The sequence below is a fragment of the uncultured Roseobacter sp. genome (assembly GCF_947488185.1).
Lineage (GTDB): Bacteria > Pseudomonadota > Alphaproteobacteria > Rhodobacterales > Rhodobacteraceae > Roseobacter.
The window spans coordinates 95,189-111,173 of sequence record NZ_CANKYM010000001.1 but is presented as its reverse complement, the minus strand read 5'-3'; the positions used below and the strand labels follow the sequence as shown (position 1 = coordinate 111,173).

Annotated in this window: 16 protein-coding genes and 1 pseudogene; 11 read left to right on the top strand and 6 right to left on the bottom strand. The window is 56.1% G+C overall.

Annotation, left to right across the window (positions count from 1 at the left end):
• Position 1: 1 nt before the first annotated feature.
• Genes Q1A52_RS00570 through Q1A52_RS00560 form a run of 3 tightly spaced genes read left to right on the top strand, consistent with a single transcriptional unit; the run spans position 2 to position 3,961 of the window.
• Positions 2-1,945 carry a hypothetical protein gene (locus tag Q1A52_RS00570; protein WP_300009524.1) on the top strand — a complete coding sequence of 648 codons (1,944 nt, stop codon included), beginning with the start codon at positions 2-4 and terminating at the stop codon, positions 1,943-1,945.
• 3 nt (positions 1,946-1,948) lie between these two features.
• Complete coding sequence (gene denD, locus Q1A52_RS00565; protein ID WP_300009521.1) at positions 1,949-2,935, top strand: D-erythronate dehydrogenase; 987 nt, start codon at positions 1,949-1,951, stop codon at positions 2,933-2,935.
• 15 nt (positions 2,936-2,950) lie between these two features.
• A complete protein-coding gene (locus Q1A52_RS00560; RefSeq protein ID WP_300009518.1) occupies positions 2,951-3,961 on the top strand; it encodes a TRAP transporter substrate-binding protein in 1,011 nt (336 codons plus the stop codon).
• A 215-nt stretch (positions 3,962-4,176) separates the two neighbouring features.
• On the opposite strand, the gene Q1A52_RS00555 is transcribed toward Q1A52_RS00560, so the two are convergent.
• Both Q1A52_RS00555 and Q1A52_RS00550 read right to left on the bottom strand, forming a co-directional pair.
• The gene (locus tag Q1A52_RS00555) at positions 4,177-4,491 is read right to left on the bottom strand and encodes a glycosyltransferase family 2 protein (protein WP_300009515.1); all 315 of its coding nucleotides are present in this window, start codon (positions 4,489-4,491) and stop codon (positions 4,177-4,179) included.
• A 305-nt stretch (positions 4,492-4,796) separates the two neighbouring features.
• Positions 4,797-4,952 carry a hypothetical protein gene (locus Q1A52_RS00550; protein WP_300009512.1) on the bottom strand — a complete coding sequence of 52 codons (156 nt, stop codon included), beginning with the start codon at positions 4,950-4,952 and terminating at the stop codon, positions 4,797-4,799.
• 659 nt (positions 4,953-5,611) lie between these two features.
• On the opposite strand from Q1A52_RS00550, the pseudogene Q1A52_RS22835 reads away from it, so the two are divergent.
• Positions 5,612-5,818 (top strand): annotated as a pseudogene (locus Q1A52_RS22835) (hypothetical protein); the annotation flags it as partial.
• Positions 5,819-5,910: 92 nt separating this feature from the next.
• Here the strand turns inward: Q1A52_RS22835 and Q1A52_RS00545 are convergent.
• Positions 5,911-6,192: a hypothetical protein gene (locus Q1A52_RS00545; RefSeq protein ID WP_300009509.1), complete on the bottom strand. Its 282-nt coding sequence runs from the start codon at positions 6,190-6,192 to the stop codon at positions 5,911-5,913.
• 784 nt (positions 6,193-6,976) lie between these two features.
• Here Q1A52_RS00545 and Q1A52_RS00540 point away from each other — a divergent pair.
• From Q1A52_RS00540 to Q1A52_RS00515, 6 genes are all read left to right on the top strand, one after another.
• Complete coding sequence (locus tag Q1A52_RS00540) at positions 6,977-7,330, top strand: hypothetical protein (protein WP_300009507.1); 354 nt, start codon at positions 6,977-6,979, stop codon at positions 7,328-7,330.
• Positions 7,331-7,400: 70 nt separating this feature from the next.
• Complete coding sequence (locus Q1A52_RS00535) at positions 7,401-8,159, top strand: hypothetical protein (RefSeq protein ID WP_300009503.1); 759 nt, start codon at positions 7,401-7,403, stop codon at positions 8,157-8,159.
• A gap of 95 nt (positions 8,160-8,254) precedes the next feature.
• Positions 8,255-9,454 (top strand): DUF1611 domain-containing protein, encoded by a 1,200-nt coding sequence (locus Q1A52_RS00530; RefSeq protein ID WP_300009500.1) that lies wholly within the window; start codon positions 8,255-8,257, stop codon positions 9,452-9,454.
• Positions 9,455-9,471: 17 nt separating this feature from the next.
• The gene (locus Q1A52_RS00525; protein WP_300009497.1) at positions 9,472-10,572 is read left to right on the top strand and encodes an alanine/ornithine racemase family PLP-dependent enzyme; all 1,101 of its coding nucleotides are present in this window, start codon (positions 9,472-9,474) and stop codon (positions 10,570-10,572) included.
• 49 nt (positions 10,573-10,621) lie between these two features.
• Positions 10,622-10,855 carry a hypothetical protein gene (locus Q1A52_RS00520; RefSeq protein WP_300009494.1) on the top strand — a complete coding sequence of 78 codons (234 nt, stop codon included), beginning with the start codon at positions 10,622-10,624 and terminating at the stop codon, positions 10,853-10,855.
• A 143-nt stretch (positions 10,856-10,998) separates the two neighbouring features.
• Positions 10,999-11,280 carry a hypothetical protein gene (locus Q1A52_RS00515; protein ID WP_300009491.1) on the top strand — a complete coding sequence of 94 codons (282 nt, stop codon included), beginning with the start codon at positions 10,999-11,001 and terminating at the stop codon, positions 11,278-11,280.
• A gap of 581 nt (positions 11,281-11,861) precedes the next feature.
• Here the strand turns inward: Q1A52_RS00515 and Q1A52_RS00510 are convergent.
• Positions 11,862-13,079, bottom strand: a complete 1,218-nt coding sequence (locus Q1A52_RS00510) for an AraC family transcriptional regulator (RefSeq protein WP_300009488.1) — start codon at positions 13,077-13,079, stop codon at positions 11,862-11,864.
• Positions 13,080-13,331: 252 nt separating this feature from the next.
• On the opposite strand from Q1A52_RS00510, the gene Q1A52_RS00505 reads away from it, so the two are divergent.
• Positions 13,332-14,045, top strand: coding sequence for a hypothetical protein (locus Q1A52_RS00505; RefSeq protein WP_300009485.1), 714 nt, complete (start codon positions 13,332-13,334; stop codon positions 14,043-14,045).
• Between the two features lie 203 nt (positions 14,046-14,248).
• Here Q1A52_RS00505 and Q1A52_RS00500 read toward each other — a convergent pair whose 3' ends face one another.
• Both Q1A52_RS00500 and Q1A52_RS00495 read right to left on the bottom strand, forming a co-directional pair.
• Complete coding sequence (locus tag Q1A52_RS00500) at positions 14,249-15,079, bottom strand: MipA/OmpV family protein (RefSeq protein WP_300009482.1); 831 nt, start codon at positions 15,077-15,079, stop codon at positions 14,249-14,251.
• Positions 15,048-15,851, bottom strand: a complete 804-nt coding sequence (locus Q1A52_RS00495; RefSeq protein WP_300009479.1) for a penicillin-binding transpeptidase domain-containing protein — start codon at positions 15,849-15,851, stop codon at positions 15,048-15,050. Before Q1A52_RS00495 ends, Q1A52_RS00500 begins: the two co-directional genes overlap by 32 nt.
• Between the last annotated feature and the right edge of the window lie 134 nt (positions 15,852-15,985).

The window sequence follows — 15,985 nt, the reverse complement described above, 5'->3', positions numbered from 1 at the left end:
CATGTCTCACCCTTCCCGCAGCATTGCGCTTTTTGGCACTGACGAAGAGGTCCCGCCGCCGCGTGTTCTGCAGGCAGGCAAGCTTTCTGCCGAGCTGGAAGCGGGAAACCTGCGCTATGTTCGCTGGCAGGGCGAGGAAGTGTTGCGCGCCGTATCTTTCATTGTGCGCGACAAGGACTGGGGCACCTATAACCCGGAGATTTCGGACCTGAAGGTTTCCGAGGGCGCGGATAGTTTCACTGTCACCCTGCGGGCTGTTGCGGGCGATGCGGAACAGAGGCTTTCCTATGAGGCACGGATCGAGGGAACTGCGGATGGGACGCTGACCTTTCACGGAAAAGGCCGGACGGACAGTGGGTTTCTGACCAACCGCACCGGCTTTGTGATCCTGCATCCCATTGAGGGGATCGCGGGGGCACCTGTCACCATCGAGCACACCGGTGGAGAGATCGACGAGACCACGTTCCCCGAGATCATCGACCCCGTTCAGCCGATGATGGATTTGCGGGCCCTGACCCACACCACGCCGGGCGATCTGACTGTGCGCACGCTGATGGAAGGGGATACCTATGAAATGGAGGATCAGCGCAACTGGACCGACGCCTCCTACAAGACCTATGTACGCCCGCTGGCGCTGCCCTGGCCTTACCGGATCGAACCGGGCGAGGAGATCGACCAGACGATAACGGTGACGGTCAACGGCGCGGGGCGCGAGAACGCGGTGGGCGGTGCGGTGAGCCTGCGGGCGGGCGCCGCACTTGGTCCTGTGCCGCCGCTGGGGCTGGGGCTGCGGCCCGAAGATGCGCGGACCGCCCGGGAGGCCGTAGCGTCATTGCGCGCTCTGAACCCGGCCTATCTGGTGCTGCATCATGACCCCCGCGCGGGCCATGACCGCACGAGTTTGGAGGCCATGCTGGAAGTGGCCCGGGCCCTCGGAGCGGACCCCTGGCTGGAAGCGGTCATTGCCGCGACAGATGACGCGGGTGCCGCGGAGGAGATATCAGCCCTGGGCAAGACCGCGCACGACCTCGGCGATCCCTTCGGCACGGTCCTGGTCTCTCCGGCGCCGGATCTCAAATGCACGCTGCCCGGCTCGGTCTGGCCCGATGCGCCGGAGGCGGCGGCGCTTTACGATGCGACCCGGCGCGCCTTTCCGGGCGTGCGGATCGGCGGCGGCATGTTCTCCTATTTCACCGAACTCAACCGCAAGCGCCCGCCGGTCCAGCATCTGGACTTCGTGAGTTTCACCACATCGCCGATGGTACACGCCGGCGATGACCGCTCGGTTGTCGAAACGCGCGAGGCGCATCCGGCCATCATCAAATCCGTAACACAGATCGCCGCGGGCAAGCCTTGGGCCGTGGGGCCATCAGCCATCGGCATCCGTGACAACCCCTACGGCGCGGCGGCCAAAGACAACCCCGACAACATCCGGCAGGCGATGAACTGGAACGATCCACGCCAACGCGGCCTGCTGGGTGCGGCGTGGGCATTGGGGTATTTCGTGGATTTTGCCAATGGTGGTGCCGCGTCGGTGGCCCTCGGAGGGTGCACCGGACCTTTCGGTGCAGTTTCGGCGGCCTCCGATTTTCCCCGACCGTGGTTCGAAGAACATGGTGGTGTCTATCCGGTGTATCACGTTCTGCGCGGTCTGGCGCGGTTGCAGGATGCCGAGATGCACGCGCTGGATTTGCCCGCATCCGGGGCGCTGGCCGGGTTTGCCGCCCGGCAAGGGGCAGCGACCGAATACTGGATCGCGAACATGGGCGCCACGCAGGTGGAGGTCGTTGTTGCAGAGGCGCCCGCCCTGCGCGTCGCCATCCTCGATGTCGGCTGCTTTGCCGCAGCGGCTGCATCCCCCGATCATATGGACGGGCTGTCGGACCATCAGGGCGCATTCACGCTCGACGCCTTCGCAATCGCGCGCATGCGGACAGGAGATTAGACCATGCACCTGCTTATCATCGGCGCTGCGGGGATGATTGGCCGCAAACTGGCCGAGCGTGTCAGTGTAACGGGCAGTATCGGCGGGCAGACAGTTGACCGCATGACGCTGGCCGACGTCATCGCCCCCGAGGTGGCGCCGGATTTCAAAGGCCAGCGCGATCTGGTCAAAACGGACCTGTCGGACCCGGGCGCGGCCGCCCGGTTAATCGCGGACCGGCCGGACGCCATTGTGCACCTCGCAGCCATCGTGTCAGGCGAGGCCGAGGCCGATTTTGACAAGGGCTACCGGATCAATCTCGATGGCACCCGCGCGCTCTTCGACGCCATCCGTCTGGTAGGGGACTATATGCCCCGGGTGGTCTATGCCTCGTCGCTGGCGGTGTTCGGCGCACCCTTTCCGGATCGGATCCCGGACGAGTTTCACTTGACCCCGCTGACCAGCTATGGCGCGCAGAAGGCGATGGGCGAGCTGCTGCTGGACGACTATTCCCGGCGTGGTTTTCTCGACGGGATCGGCATCCGTTTTCCGACGATCTGCATCCGCCCGGGCAAACCCAACAAGGCTGCGTCCAGCTTTTTCTCCGGCATCCTGCGCGAGCCGCTCAATGGTCAGGAGGCGGTGCTGCCCGTTGGTGAAGATATCCGCCACTGGCATGCTTCGCCCCGCGCGGCGGTGGGGTTTCTGGACCATGCCGCTGGCCTCGACACCAGCAGGCTGGGTCCACGGCGCAACCTGACGATGCCGGGTGTTTCGGCGACGGTTGCGGATCAGATCGAGGCGTTGCAGCGCCGGGCCGGTGACAGAGCCGTGGCCCTGATCCGGCGCGAACCGGACCCAACCATTCACCGCATCGTCTCGGGCTGGGCCCGTGACTTCGATACCGTCCGGGCCCGCGACCTGGGCTTTGTGGCGGAGCAGAGCTTCGACGAGATCATCGCGGTCTACGTGGAGGATGAACTGGGCGGCACCCTGCCAGCCCAACCTTAAGGGAGGAAGACGACTATGCAGAAGACAGGTATTCTTGCGGCAACCACGGCGCTGTGCCTCGCAGGTGCTGCGGTGGCCGAGACAACCACGCTGCGCATTCAGAACCACCAATCGGTCGAGAGCACGTCGGGTCGTGTGATTGCGGAATTCGTCGAGAATGTCAGCGCCATGTCCAGCGGCGACATCCAGATCGAAATGTTCTATTCGGCCAGCGTCGTGAAGTCGGTTGAGACCTTCGATGCGGTGGCCTCGGGCATTCTGGACTGCGACATGACAAATGGCAGCTATCAGACCGGCAAGAACCCCGCGTTCCAGTTCGTTGCCGATACCATGGGCGGCTATGACACACCGCTGCAGTATCAGGCCTGGGTCAACGTCGGTGGCGGTCGCGAACGGATCAACGCGCTCTACAATCCATTGGGCATGACCTTCATCGGGGCGGCCATCGGCGGGCAGGAATCGCTGAATTCGACCAGACGGCTGGCCGGACCAGAAGACTTGAAGGGCTTCAAGTTCCGTTCACCCCCCGGCATGCAGACGGAGATCTTTGCAGGCCTTGGCGCGTCGCCCGTGGTGATGGATTTCACTGAAATCTTCACCGCGCTCGAAACCGGCATCATCGACGGCGCCGACGCGTCATCTCTGGCTGTAAATGTGGGCTTGGGGCTCTATGACATTGCAAAGCATACGACGTATCCGGGGTTTCATTCGATGTCGTCGGACCACCTGGCCTGCCGTACAGATGTCTGGGAGGCGATGCCCGAGGAGCACCGGCGCATCATTTTGGTGGCGCATAAGGCAATGGCGATGGATTTAATGATGGACACGCTTGTCGAGAACGGCGAGGCGGCTGCGGCCCTGCCGGAGCAAGGTGTGACTCTCTACGACTGGTCCCCCGAAGACCGCGCAGTCTTCCGTGCTGCAGCGCAGGCGGCCTGGGAAGACTGGGCGACTAAGACCTCCGAGACCGCGGAGATGGTTCAGAGCCACCGTGATTTCATCGCCCGGATCGGCTTGAGCCGCTGATGGACACGGGGGTCTCCACCTCCGGGCTGGGGATCCTCCAGCGCTACTGCGTTGAAGCCGGACAGGACTATAACCCAGAATTGTCGTTTCCGCCCATTATCGCCAAAGAGCACAGAGAATGTCGGTCTGTTGCAGGGCTCGCTTCAGGGCATGGTTTGAAATCCGTACATAGATTTCGGTAGTCTTGAGGTTGGCATGCTCGAGGAGCGCCTACACTATCCTGATGTCGATCCCTTCTTCTCGACCAATACCGTGACGCAGTTGGGATGCAAGATCAGATCGGTATTGAGCTGAATGGATATCTCGCCCGTCGAGCACTCGAAGGCACGATTAACGGCGCCGGAATAGCCGAGGTTTACATCATTGCGCAGCCGGGTTGCATCATTCAGCACTCTACAATCTGGCAGAAGTTCTAAAACCGGCTCCGTTGAGGCATCATCCACCAAGATGATTTCGTAGCCTTCTGGGACGGCAGAGGCGAGCGACTCAAAGAATTGTCGGAGGTATCTGGAGCCATTGAAAATTGGCACGATTACGCTGCACTTCGTCAAGATAATTCTCGGTTATCGCTACTACTTGGCGAGGAAGAGAGGCCTTTGTTGGTCGCCACGGTTCGAAGGTCATTTTGATCGGCCCAATCTGACTATTCAGAAGGCACTCTGCTAAATGGTAGCAATCACTTTTTTGATCCCGCATACTTGTAAGCTGAAGTTCTAGCGTAAGTAACTGATTAAATTATAAAAATCAGGAAGAGATCTTTTTTTATTGAATCCTCCTCGGTCCGCCACTTCAAAAAACTTTCAATCAAAAACATTACTTTTACGCTCCTTTTTGTTCAGGATTTTGCGACCTGAACAACTTCTGTATCTGGTTCGTTCGCGGATAGTATGTGCTTCTTGCTTGCCGACTTGGTGTATGCGTCCATTTCTTTCAGGGATTCATGTCCACCCCATGCGCCGATCTGATGCGGCGTCGCATCGCGTTCGGCCATTCTGCTGAGGCAAGTTGGGTCGCGTCTTGTCGCACGCAGGAACGGCGCGAAAGCACCGACCCAGAAAGCGAGGCACACTATGTACAAGGTGATGAGCCCGCCAAGGATTACGTGCGGCTCGTGCATTTGGCGTGTCATCTTGAGACGTTAGAAGTCCTTAGTACTTCGCAAGTCGCACAATACAACGACTTACGTGGCTACACCAATGACCCCTGCGCAAATGTGCCTGAAGGGCACAACGAAGAGATATGGCGACGTCACAATGGGTGTGACAGCTAACCTCGCAAAGCGGTCGTTCATTCAGAAGACCTTAACGGCATATTGTCCGGCCTTATGTATCAAACGCACCAAGGGCGTAGAAGAGTGTTCTCTATTTGTTCAAATTTTCGTATGTCAGTCTATTTATCATCTTGACAGAGTGCTACATAGTTCGCGCGCACAGGGAGAAATTAGAATGAGCAGTGCGGGCGCTGAACAGATGCCTAAGTACACACACAGCACGTGGCCAACTTTTTTTGGACGCGGCTGAGGCCGATTCCATACCTATGGCTCAACTAAAACTGCTTAAGCTGGTTTATATAGCTTATGGCTGGCACCTTGCACTGACCGGTAAGAGGTTGTTCAGGGAACCAGTATAGGCTTAGCAGCAAGGCCCAGTCGTCCGATCACTGTACCATGAATTTAAGCACTTCAAAAAAGAGCCTATAGTAGGTCGTTCGGAAGACTTAGATCTCGATACTTGGGAAACCGTAGTTCCGAATATCCCCTGTGACGATGAAGAAGCATTGTTAATCTTGCGCAAGGTATGGGCTGCATACTGGCGTTTTCGCGCTTGGGATTTGCGAGAAATGACGCACGAAACCCACGGCCCATGGCACACTGTTTACGAGCCTGGTGTTGAAGGTATCGCCTTGAAGGATGACGATATCCTAGAGCACTACACTAAACGGATATCGCGCTACCTTGGCGGCGGTAATCTGCGCTGTAATCGTCTTATCATCCGCCGGGCCTCCCGCAGCATGTTGATGATCGTCAACTTCAACTCATTGCGCCCAAATAGCCGCTTGTACTTCCTGCGCGGCGCTATGCCCTTTGGATCGTCCTCGTAGCCACATCGCACCAGCGTACGGTCTATGGCATCCAGATCGGCCTTTAGGGCGTCTGCGGCCTTTACGGCGGCCTTGTGCTGGCCTGCTATCTCACCGCGTTTTTTGATCAATCCGAATATCGTATGTTCCATGCCCTATTGTGATTCACATGGGCGCGAGATTCAGCTGGAATGTTGGTGCGTTTGATACATAAGGCCGTGTTTATCCACTCCATTGAATTCGTGCTCGGCGCTGCGAACGGCATTGTTTCAAGTAGCTGACGTTCTTGGACAGCGCGGCGATTTTTGCGAAGAGCCCATCTTACAGATTTTCTGGAATGCAGCGAAGGTCATCTGCTGGGCAGCATACCGAACAAAGTGACGTAACTGGCGACGGTTTTGCCGATACAAAGGGTGAAGGATTTCTAACTCTCATTCCTTTCAAAGGTATTGGTAGAGACAGAGACAGGTCAGATAACATTGTAATTGCGACGCCAAGAGACTACATAGAGTTTCCAAGAGATGTGGTTTTCTGAGGTCTAGGCCCATCGCTCTGCCAGAGCGGACTACAATCTTCCACCATTAAAATTCAGCTGTCGCGTCCTGTTATAGGGATCTGATGTTTGAGAAGTTTGCCGATGTTATCGAGCACAACCACATCACCTGTGACATTTGTCCATCCGTTTGTGGTGACCGGTTCTCCCGATGACTTGCCGCCGGGCAGTTGTGAGTTCTTTGAGGGAGGTGAATTTACGCAAAGTCACAGCATGGTGGCGGAGCGAAAGACCTAAACGCATCTGCCGATCCGCGGGTCACCGGCGGGTGCCGATTGCGCTTTAACAATCATCGCGACTTAGAAATGGCCCTGACGCAAATCACGGCTGGACAAAAACAAACAAAATAGCGAGGCGGCGCTTTCTCCGTCAAGGGATGTAAAATGACTTTTCCAGAATGGACGAAACCAGGTATTTACGGTGCATTAACCGGTGCGATTGCGGTCTCTATCCTCGGCTTTACCTGGGGTGGCTGGACAACCAGCGGCAATGCTCAGGACATGGCGCGGAAACTTGCGGGCGAAGAAGTGACACTGGCAATGGTGCCAGTCTGCCTGGATATGTCGGCGGCTGACCCGGAAAGCGCAGATAAACTGGTTGTCCTTCAGGAGGCCTCTGGGTTCAGCCGCCGCAAGGCTATGATGGATACGGGCTGGGCGACGCCACCGGGTTCCGACACGCCAAACCGGGATCTCGCAGCGGCCTGTCTCGCGGGGCTTGAGCTGGATGGATCATAGGTCTGACCTACTACTGCGACTGCCGCAGGCAGCTTGCGGGACACGTATGTCGACAGCCATTCAAACGACGATGGCGTTATTTGTTGTCTCGATCTTTGCTTTGCTTCTCTTTGCAATGCCTGCACTTGCCCAATCCACCGGGCAGCTGATGCCCGAGAACGCCAGTGCAAAAAGCTACGGGGATGGGTGGCAATGCAATAAGGGGTATAGACTGAATGGCGATGCCTGTGCGGCAGTGATTGTGCCGGAAAATGCTTATGAGACCAACCACAGATACGGTCCCGGGTGGGAGTGTTTCCACGGCTTTAGCAGGAGCGATGAAGGCGCCTGTGTTGAAGTGATTGTCCCCGAGGGCGGGTTTCTCGCCCCCTCAGGCGAACGCTGGCATTGCCTGCGCGGATTTCTCAAAGTCGACGATACCTGTCAGGAGATTGCCCTGCCCGCGAACGCCTATCTGGCGGATACGTCTTACGGGTCCGAATGGGTGTGCGCGCGCGGGTTTCGGGCCGACGGAGACACATGTACCGCCATTGCGGTTCCGCTCAACGCCTACCTGAATACATCAAGCTATGGCCAGCCTTGGACATGTGAACGGGGTTATTTTGAACAGGATGATCTGTGCGCAGCCGTTGTGGTCCCCGAGCATGCCTACTTCGATGATGCGACGTACGGCCAGGGGTGGAAATGCGAACGGGGATATGCCGCATCTGATGATAGGTGCATAGCTATAGAGGTTCCCGCAAACGCCCATCTCGACAGGTCCGGAAACCGTTGGGTATGCAACAAGAACTTCCAAAAATCAAAAGACTTGTGCGTGCTCGACAACTGAACACTCACCGAGCAGGACCACGACACTCCGGCTTCAAATCGCGGCACCCATGGCAGTGATGTCTTTTGTGCCGGTCATCCTAAAGGACCCTAAACATGGAACCCGACCTCAAGACGGTGGATACCATCCAACGGACTGTCAGCGGCGTGCAAGCGTCCCCATCAGCTCAAAACGAAAGCACGCAATCTAATACCGTAGCGCAGCCGGTCATCCCCCCCAGTGCCATTGTCTACTGCGAGGGCAATTTCGCCAAAATTGATGGCAAGACGGCAAACGGCCTCGTGCGTCATTCAGAAGCCTACCGGATCCTATCGGTCATCGACAGCGCCCATGGAGGGCAGGACAGCGGGCTGGTTCTTGACAATGCCATGAACCAAATACCGGTCTTCAATGATCTGAATGCGGCTCTCGTCCATGAGGCGTCGGTCCCCGATACGCTCATCTACGGGATGGCACCCTCGACGGGGAGACTCTCACCGACCGATCGAAGCGTAGTTCTGGACGCCATAGCACTCGGGATGAACATCGTCAGTGGTTTACATGAATATTTGAGCGATGACCCTGAAATCGCTACCGCCGCTTCCCAACGGGATGTCACCATTCGCGACATACGAAAACCCAAGCAAAGCAAAGACATGCGACTGTTTGATGGCAGCGTAGCAGGGGTGGAAGCTCTGCGTATCGCGGTTCTCGGGACCGATTGCGCCATTGGCAAGCGGACGACAGCGACAGTGCTGGCACGTGCGCTGAACGCAAAGGGCATCAAAACGGTACTTGTTGGCACGGGCCAGACCGGTTTGATGCAGGGCGCAAAATACGGTGTGGCAATGGACGCCGTGCCGCCGCAGTTCTGTTGTGGCGAGCTTGAGGGTGCGATTGTTGCCGCCTCGGACGGTGAACGGCCTGACGTGATCCTGATCGAGGGTCAGGGCGCGCTAAGCCACCCGGCCTTTTGCACCTCCGCTTTTATATTGCGGGGCAGCCAACCCGATGCGGTCATCCTTCAACACGCGCCCAAACGCGCCCATCGCTGCGATTTTCCGAATATGCCGATGCCCACCCCTGCGAGTGAGATTTCCCTTATCGAAGCGTTTGCCGATACGAAGGTTATCGGCGTCACAGTCAATCATGAAGGGATGACTGACGCCGAAATTACCGACACTATTGCAGCACAGTCTCAAAAACTTGGATTGCCTGTGACCGATGCGTTAAGCCGACCGGCAGCGCATTTGCTCGCCATGGTCGTTGCCGCCTATCCTGGTTTGCATCGAGGAATACCTGTGGCTGCGGTATGAGCACTCCTCGCATAGAAGTGGATCTGAGCAAGATACGCCACAATACTCAGACAGTTGTCGGGCGGCTGGAGAGGCGTGGCATCAGTGTCACTGGCGTGACCAAAGCCGTGTGTGGACATCCTGCCATCGCTCAGGCCATGCTGGACGGTGGCGCTCTGGGTCTTGCAGATGCGCGTCTCAGCAACGTGCGGAGGCTGCGCACAGCCGGTCTGACAAGCCCGATTACTTTGATCCGAACACCGCTGCTAAGCCAAGCCAATGAGGTCGTAAAACTCTGCGAGGCAAGCTACAATACAGAGCCAGTTGTGATCGCAGCCTTGGCCGCCGCTGCGATCCGGGAAAACACGACCCATTGGATTATCCTGATGGTCGAGATGGGCGATCTGCGCGAAGGGATACTGCCGGAGAACTTGGCCACAATTGCACGGCACGTCATGAATATGCCTGGTGTTGCGTTGAAAGGTATCGGGTCGAACTTTGGCTGCCTCAGTGGAATAGCCCCCAATGCTAGCAAAATGGCGGCCCTCTGCGACCTGGCGACGGAAACCGAAGGGGCATGTGGCCCTTTCCTTAAAACGGTATCTGGTGGCGGTTCCGCTAGTTTGCCCTGGACGCTCGGGGGGCAATCGACTGGTCGCATCAACGATCTGAGGCTGGGGGAAGCCATACTTCTAGGCGTTGATCCGGTGTCAGGAGATCAGATAGGCGGCCTCTATAAGGATGCATTCACACTTGTCGCTGAAGTTATTGAGACCGATAAAAAGCCGGTATTTCCACCCGCCAACTCTGTCGATCCGGTTTTGGTAAGACTGCGCCTTGTCCCGAACAGTGGGTACACCACACGCCTGCTCCTCGCCATTGGGCATCAGGACACGGATGTTTCGGGGCTTTCGATGCCTTCCGGACACTCATTTGTCGGCGCAACAAGCGATCATCTTGTCATTTGCACGAACCGCTCACCGCTACCGGTCGGAACCGAGATGAGATTTCAGATAAACTATAGCGCGTTGATGCATGCCATGGCCGCACCCGACATCGAAACAAAGCTGCTCTCGGACCGGTCCCCAAAGCGGTCGCGAAACATCCAAGGTACAAGCAAAGACCTGGCGTTGGTTTGAAGTACCTGGCTCAAACATGTGAATTCGAAGCCCCTAAGGAGATTGACCATTGCCCAAGCTGACGAAAACAACCCTGTTTAAAGCACTTGATCCCCGACCGGAAACGGCGATGGACAAGACAACGCGTGTCGTCAGGGAAATAATCGACGAAGAAGCACAGCAACGACAAGTTAAGATCGCCCGGCTTCGCACTGCCCGGCTCGAGAGAGAAGCGAACACCCCTACCGACGCCGCCTCTGCAACGAAGAAAAAACACGCATCCAAAGCCGTCAAAAAGGGATGATACCACCACTGATCCCGTGGTTTCTGTTTGCCACCAAACCTGGCACTTCATAATCTGGTTATGCGAGAAGCAGACAAATACGTTTCCGTCTCACGTCTCTCCCGACCTTCGCAACCGTTCCCACTCTTTCCGAGGAAGCATCTATGACAGATTCAGACAAGAGCTCAGTAAAGGTTCACTACATCTGCCAGACATATGTTGAGAAGACAGCAGAGCGCGATGGTCAAGTAACTCTGAAAATTGACAAGCAATTTGAGCATACGACAGCGTCGGAAGCGCAAAACAGAGCGGAAAGAGAAGTCCGATCCGAAACGTGCGCGGGTGCCGATGCCTACACGGTCAGCGAAGACCCGAACAGCGGCGAAGTCGGATCACCAAGTTTCCTTGTAAGGCTTGGCAATGTTCCAGAATTCGATGAATTCTAAGGCCTTTTAGCTGGTCTAGTCTCGACCCATAACACCACACTTCGAACGCAACACAGCGTCGCCCTAAACACGCCTGTTTGCTAGCATTCGAAAAGATTTTTTCGACAAGGTATCTTCTACACAGTTGGACCTATTGCACTGCAAAAGCGGCCATTGACGCAACCAAGCCACTGATCTGGTCGCTTTTGGCCAGGAGTTAGGCCATATGTGCGGCACCTTCCAGGCCATCCACCAAAATCGCGCGTGGGTCGTCGAACTCGGATTTCAACAACGACGCACAGGCCTTCTTGTCCTCAATTGTCTTATGAGCAGGAATGGCTTCACCCGGATGAGCCTCGCCTATGCGTCGGAGCTTTATGCTGGATATCAAAGCTCAGATCAGAGATGCGGCACTGGAAGTCCGACATTTGCCAGAAACGTATCCGCGCATGCGGGTGCTATTCTCTAACGATCGGACAGAGAGCGGGCTGCGTTGTTCACCCGCCGCAGTCGCTCGATATCAGGTGGCATCAACCCACAGAATGCCCCGTCTTGATTAGGTGAAATACCTGTCCGATCGCCTACAATGCCAGCCCGTGTCCCTACGTGATCTTTACTACGACATTTTCGTTGCTGGTACGCGAACGTCTCAGGGCTGACGGTGTCATACCCACATGTTTCTTGAATGCCTTGTAGAAAGACGATTTCGAGTTGAAGCCGACATCATAGGCTATGGCCAGAACGGTTTCTTCGGAATTCTCTATTCGCTCGACGGCGTCTTCGATGCGCCAACGGTTCACATAGTCAAAGAAATTGCTGCCGATGGTTTCGTTCAATGTCTGCGACAGATAGTTCGACGTAACCCCGATGTGCTTGGACAGGTCCCAAAGAGACAGATTGGGGTCGCGGTACAACAGGCTATTCTGCATTGCCGCTCTGATCTTGCGGGCCAGTCGCTGCGCCTGTTCGTCGGAAAGGGCGGATCGTTCGTATTTTTGCCCAAGCACGACCGATGGTTTTTCATCGCGTGTATCGGATGTGGTTTCGCGGACCAGACCGGGTTTCTGTCGGAACCCCCAAAGTGCCAGAACCCAGATAACAGCAGTATTGACCAACACGTCGACAAGCGGTTGCTCCAGAACACTGGTCGGCAAGAGATGTACGCCGAACAGTTGCACGATGACGTTTGCTACATTGAAAATCAGAAAGCAGGCACAAACGATGCTAATCCACCAGACCCAATAGAGTTCCCTGTGCTCTGTGCTGGAAAACAGGTCTTTCAGACGTGTGTTGTAAGAGGTGAGCAACCGGATAATCAGGACAAGATAAAAGCCAACCTGGCAATAAAAGAGGATCGTAAGCGCCCATATCGCAAAGATGATCACCGAGACCAGGGCGTGATCCGTCGTCTCCTCGGCCTCCAATGCTTCGTAGATGCTGTTTGGCAGGATCAGGAACAAGACTGCGACGCATGCACCGTAGATGGCGGGTATGGCATGCAAAACCTTGTACCTGAGATCGGAAAAGCTGCCTTCGGTTGTGAGCCCACGCACATAGAGCCAGAACAAGGGGGCCAACATCATCGAAAACGGCAAGTTGAGCGGAAGCAGGAATTTGATCAGACCATCGAAGCCATGCCCTGTCCCAATCGTATTCAGAATTGTTGGAGCGGAGGATGCAGCTTCGGCGACAAAGAACAAGCCAAGCGGCCAATAGATCTGTCGGTGCTGTTTTTTTAACAGCAGAACGTTCGCGCAAAAGAGCGACACTCCCAGCAGGAAGCTGCAAAAGCCGAAATAGAGTAACTCTTCACTGGACATGCGTTGGACCTCTGACAGGTAAAAGCTTCATATCGGTCGTACGGGCGCTGCTCACCCTGTAAATGGTTTTCGCGTACAGGCAAGAACCAGGCTGGCGTCGGTCAGAGTGGCTGCAAGGCAGGATTACAGCGCTCCTCTTGTCGGTGTTTTCCGTCAGAATTGCTGCCGTCTGTGGGGCGTTCGCGAATTGTTTTTACCGACACGGGCGGACGACTGCATTCCCTATGGGTGCGAATGCTTTCTCCGGTTCGGGTGTCCGAACTCAAGCAAATCATAAGAACCGGAGCAGTAGAAGTGAATACAATCAACACGTCGGTCCCCACCACGTTCAACGCTAGTGAAAGCATCGAAACGCGGTCGCCCTTTTTCCTGCTAACGGAGTTCCTTGCGCCGGTGGCGCTGGTCGTCGCAGTTGTCCTCGTTATCCAGATCGACGTGAGGCTACTGGGAAACACCCTGCGTGAGAACTCCATGACAGAGTTTTTTCAAGGCGCGCTTGTCATCTTTTCAGCGCTTGTTTTCGCGATGCGCGCTCGGCGGGAGACCAGATCACGCGGGTATCTGGTTATCGGTGCGACACTGTTCGCCTGCATGTTCATTAGAGAGAACGATGGGATGCTCGATCATGTTCAGCATGGCTTCTGGATTATTCCTGCAGCGGTCGTTGCACTGCTTGGCGGCTTTTCAGCCTATTTCTGGAGAGACAGCATTAAGGAGCCGTTTATGCATCACTTCGAAACTCGCGAAACGACTTTCATCTTCATCGGTCTCTTGGTGTTGTTGGTGTTCAGTCGCCTTTTTGGAACAGGCTCACTGTGGCAACCGGTTATGGGCGAGGGATACGACACCTCCTTCAAAACGGTTGTGCAGGAAGGTCTTGAACTGCTTGGCTATTCGCTGATCGCGTACGGCGCTGTTCGGTCGGGTGCGTATTGTGAACAGGCTGGCGCTCCTATGACGTCTTGATCAATGTCGGCCGGTTGTGCGCGGTGAGTACAGCCAACCGGCCGAAACTCCATGGCGAAAGACTTGATTGAGCATGATGCGGGCCTTCGCAAACCGGGCTCCGCTCACGCAAAAAGGGCAAGTGGGAGGGTCCTTTACCGCTCCAAGGAGTATGAAACAGCACGAGGCAGCCGTGCAAGCCATGCCGCCCCGCGCCATTGACGTCAGAACTTATAGATGATCGCGACGCCGGCCGACGCCTGGCTGCCCTTCTTCGTCAACGGGCTGTTGTCATACGAACCGCCAAATCTTTCATATGACAGCGAGCCGACGACTGCCGCCCGATCCGAGACCGGAACGGTTGCCGAAAACTGGGCGAGGGGGCTCAGCGTCGATCCAGGCGTGTAGGCACTGCGTGACCCGTTGGCTTCGGCGCCGGACACGCCGACGAGGTAGGCATTCATGTCGTCGTTGCGGTATCTCACGCCCACGGACGCATCGAAATTGACCGATCCTGAAGAGAAGCTTGTGCCGAGGTGCGCTTGCGCTTCGTAGCCCTCATGGGCTGATGACACATCGTGCAGAAACGCTGCCTGCACGTATACATCATTTGCAAAGGTTTGGCGGGCCGAAAACCCGATTTCGATTGCCGTATCGCGATCCAGCCCTTGAAAGAGAGCTGTATCTGGAAAATCCGGTCCTCCCCGCGGGCTAAGGTTCAGATTGAAGCCAAATCTGCTGGTATTGACCACCTTGTAGGCCAGGCCGTCAAATCCGATGTGAAACGTCTCCGTATCATAGGCGATAAAGGGAAACCCGCTGAGACTGGTGTCATCGTCTTGATACAATTCCGTTTCCGTGCCGAGGCCAAAACCGATGGTCCAATTGCCTTCCGCCATGGCTGCCGAAGTGAAACCAAAGACGGCACATACTTGTGCAATCAGCATATTGCTGTTTTTCATAGTGGTGTTCCAATGATGTGTTTGATGATTTTTGTTGGATGTCTGATGTGCCGCTGACTGGCTAGCGCCACGACTTTTTTGGAAGTGCCCCAATCTTTGTCAGGACGTGTTGCACAGTCTCTTCCCGCTTGCGCCAATCCGTCTGACTGATCATGTCCAGGTTGAAGGCGAAGACGTAGGTTTCAGTTTTGGGCCTTTCGCGTTCAATCCAGCCGACGTACCAACCGATATCAGGAACCCTGCCGCGCAGACCCCACCCCGTTTTGGCAAAGACTTTGCAGCCAGGTCTGCTCTCTGCGAGCATCACCTCCTTGGCATGTGCCAACGTGCGCGGGGACAAAGGGAGGTCGCCCGAAACAAGCCGTGACAGGAATGCGATCTGCTCAAGGGCTGAGACTTCCAGCGGACCACGCAACCAGTAGGTCGTTAGGTCCGAGGGGGTTCCGGTCAGCTGGTTCCCGTAGCTCAGTTTTCTCAACCACCATGTCATTTCTGCATGACCAACTGATCTCACGATGTCCTGATACACCCGGACCGAAGAACTCTTGAATGCTGCTTTCAGGGTCTGATCTCTGTTCCAGGCGTCGACAAACCCTGTCACGCCATCCCATGAAACAGCGGTATCAGGTGCGGCTATCCCTGTTTCCAAGGCAACAAGAGTATGCGGGATATCCGATGTTGCCGCCGGAACAAATGCCTGCCTGGCGCGCTCCGGATTACTGATCCATAGGTGCTCATCTTCAATGCGACGGACCAAGATCGTGGATGCCCGTATGTTAACTCCAAAGTCCCATAGGGCGTCACACAAATCCGTTGTCTTGTCGGATGCCCGTGATGCGGATGTCAGCGTTGTACACACTACCATTTTTCTGAACCTGACCTTTTGCTTTTACGCATAGTTGCGCCAGCAAATCGTGACTGTGATTGGCTGCGCCGCCTCACAGGGGAGAGGGCTGGCGAGGCTGGGTTTCCAATGCGCATTAACTTTTCAACCGCCAT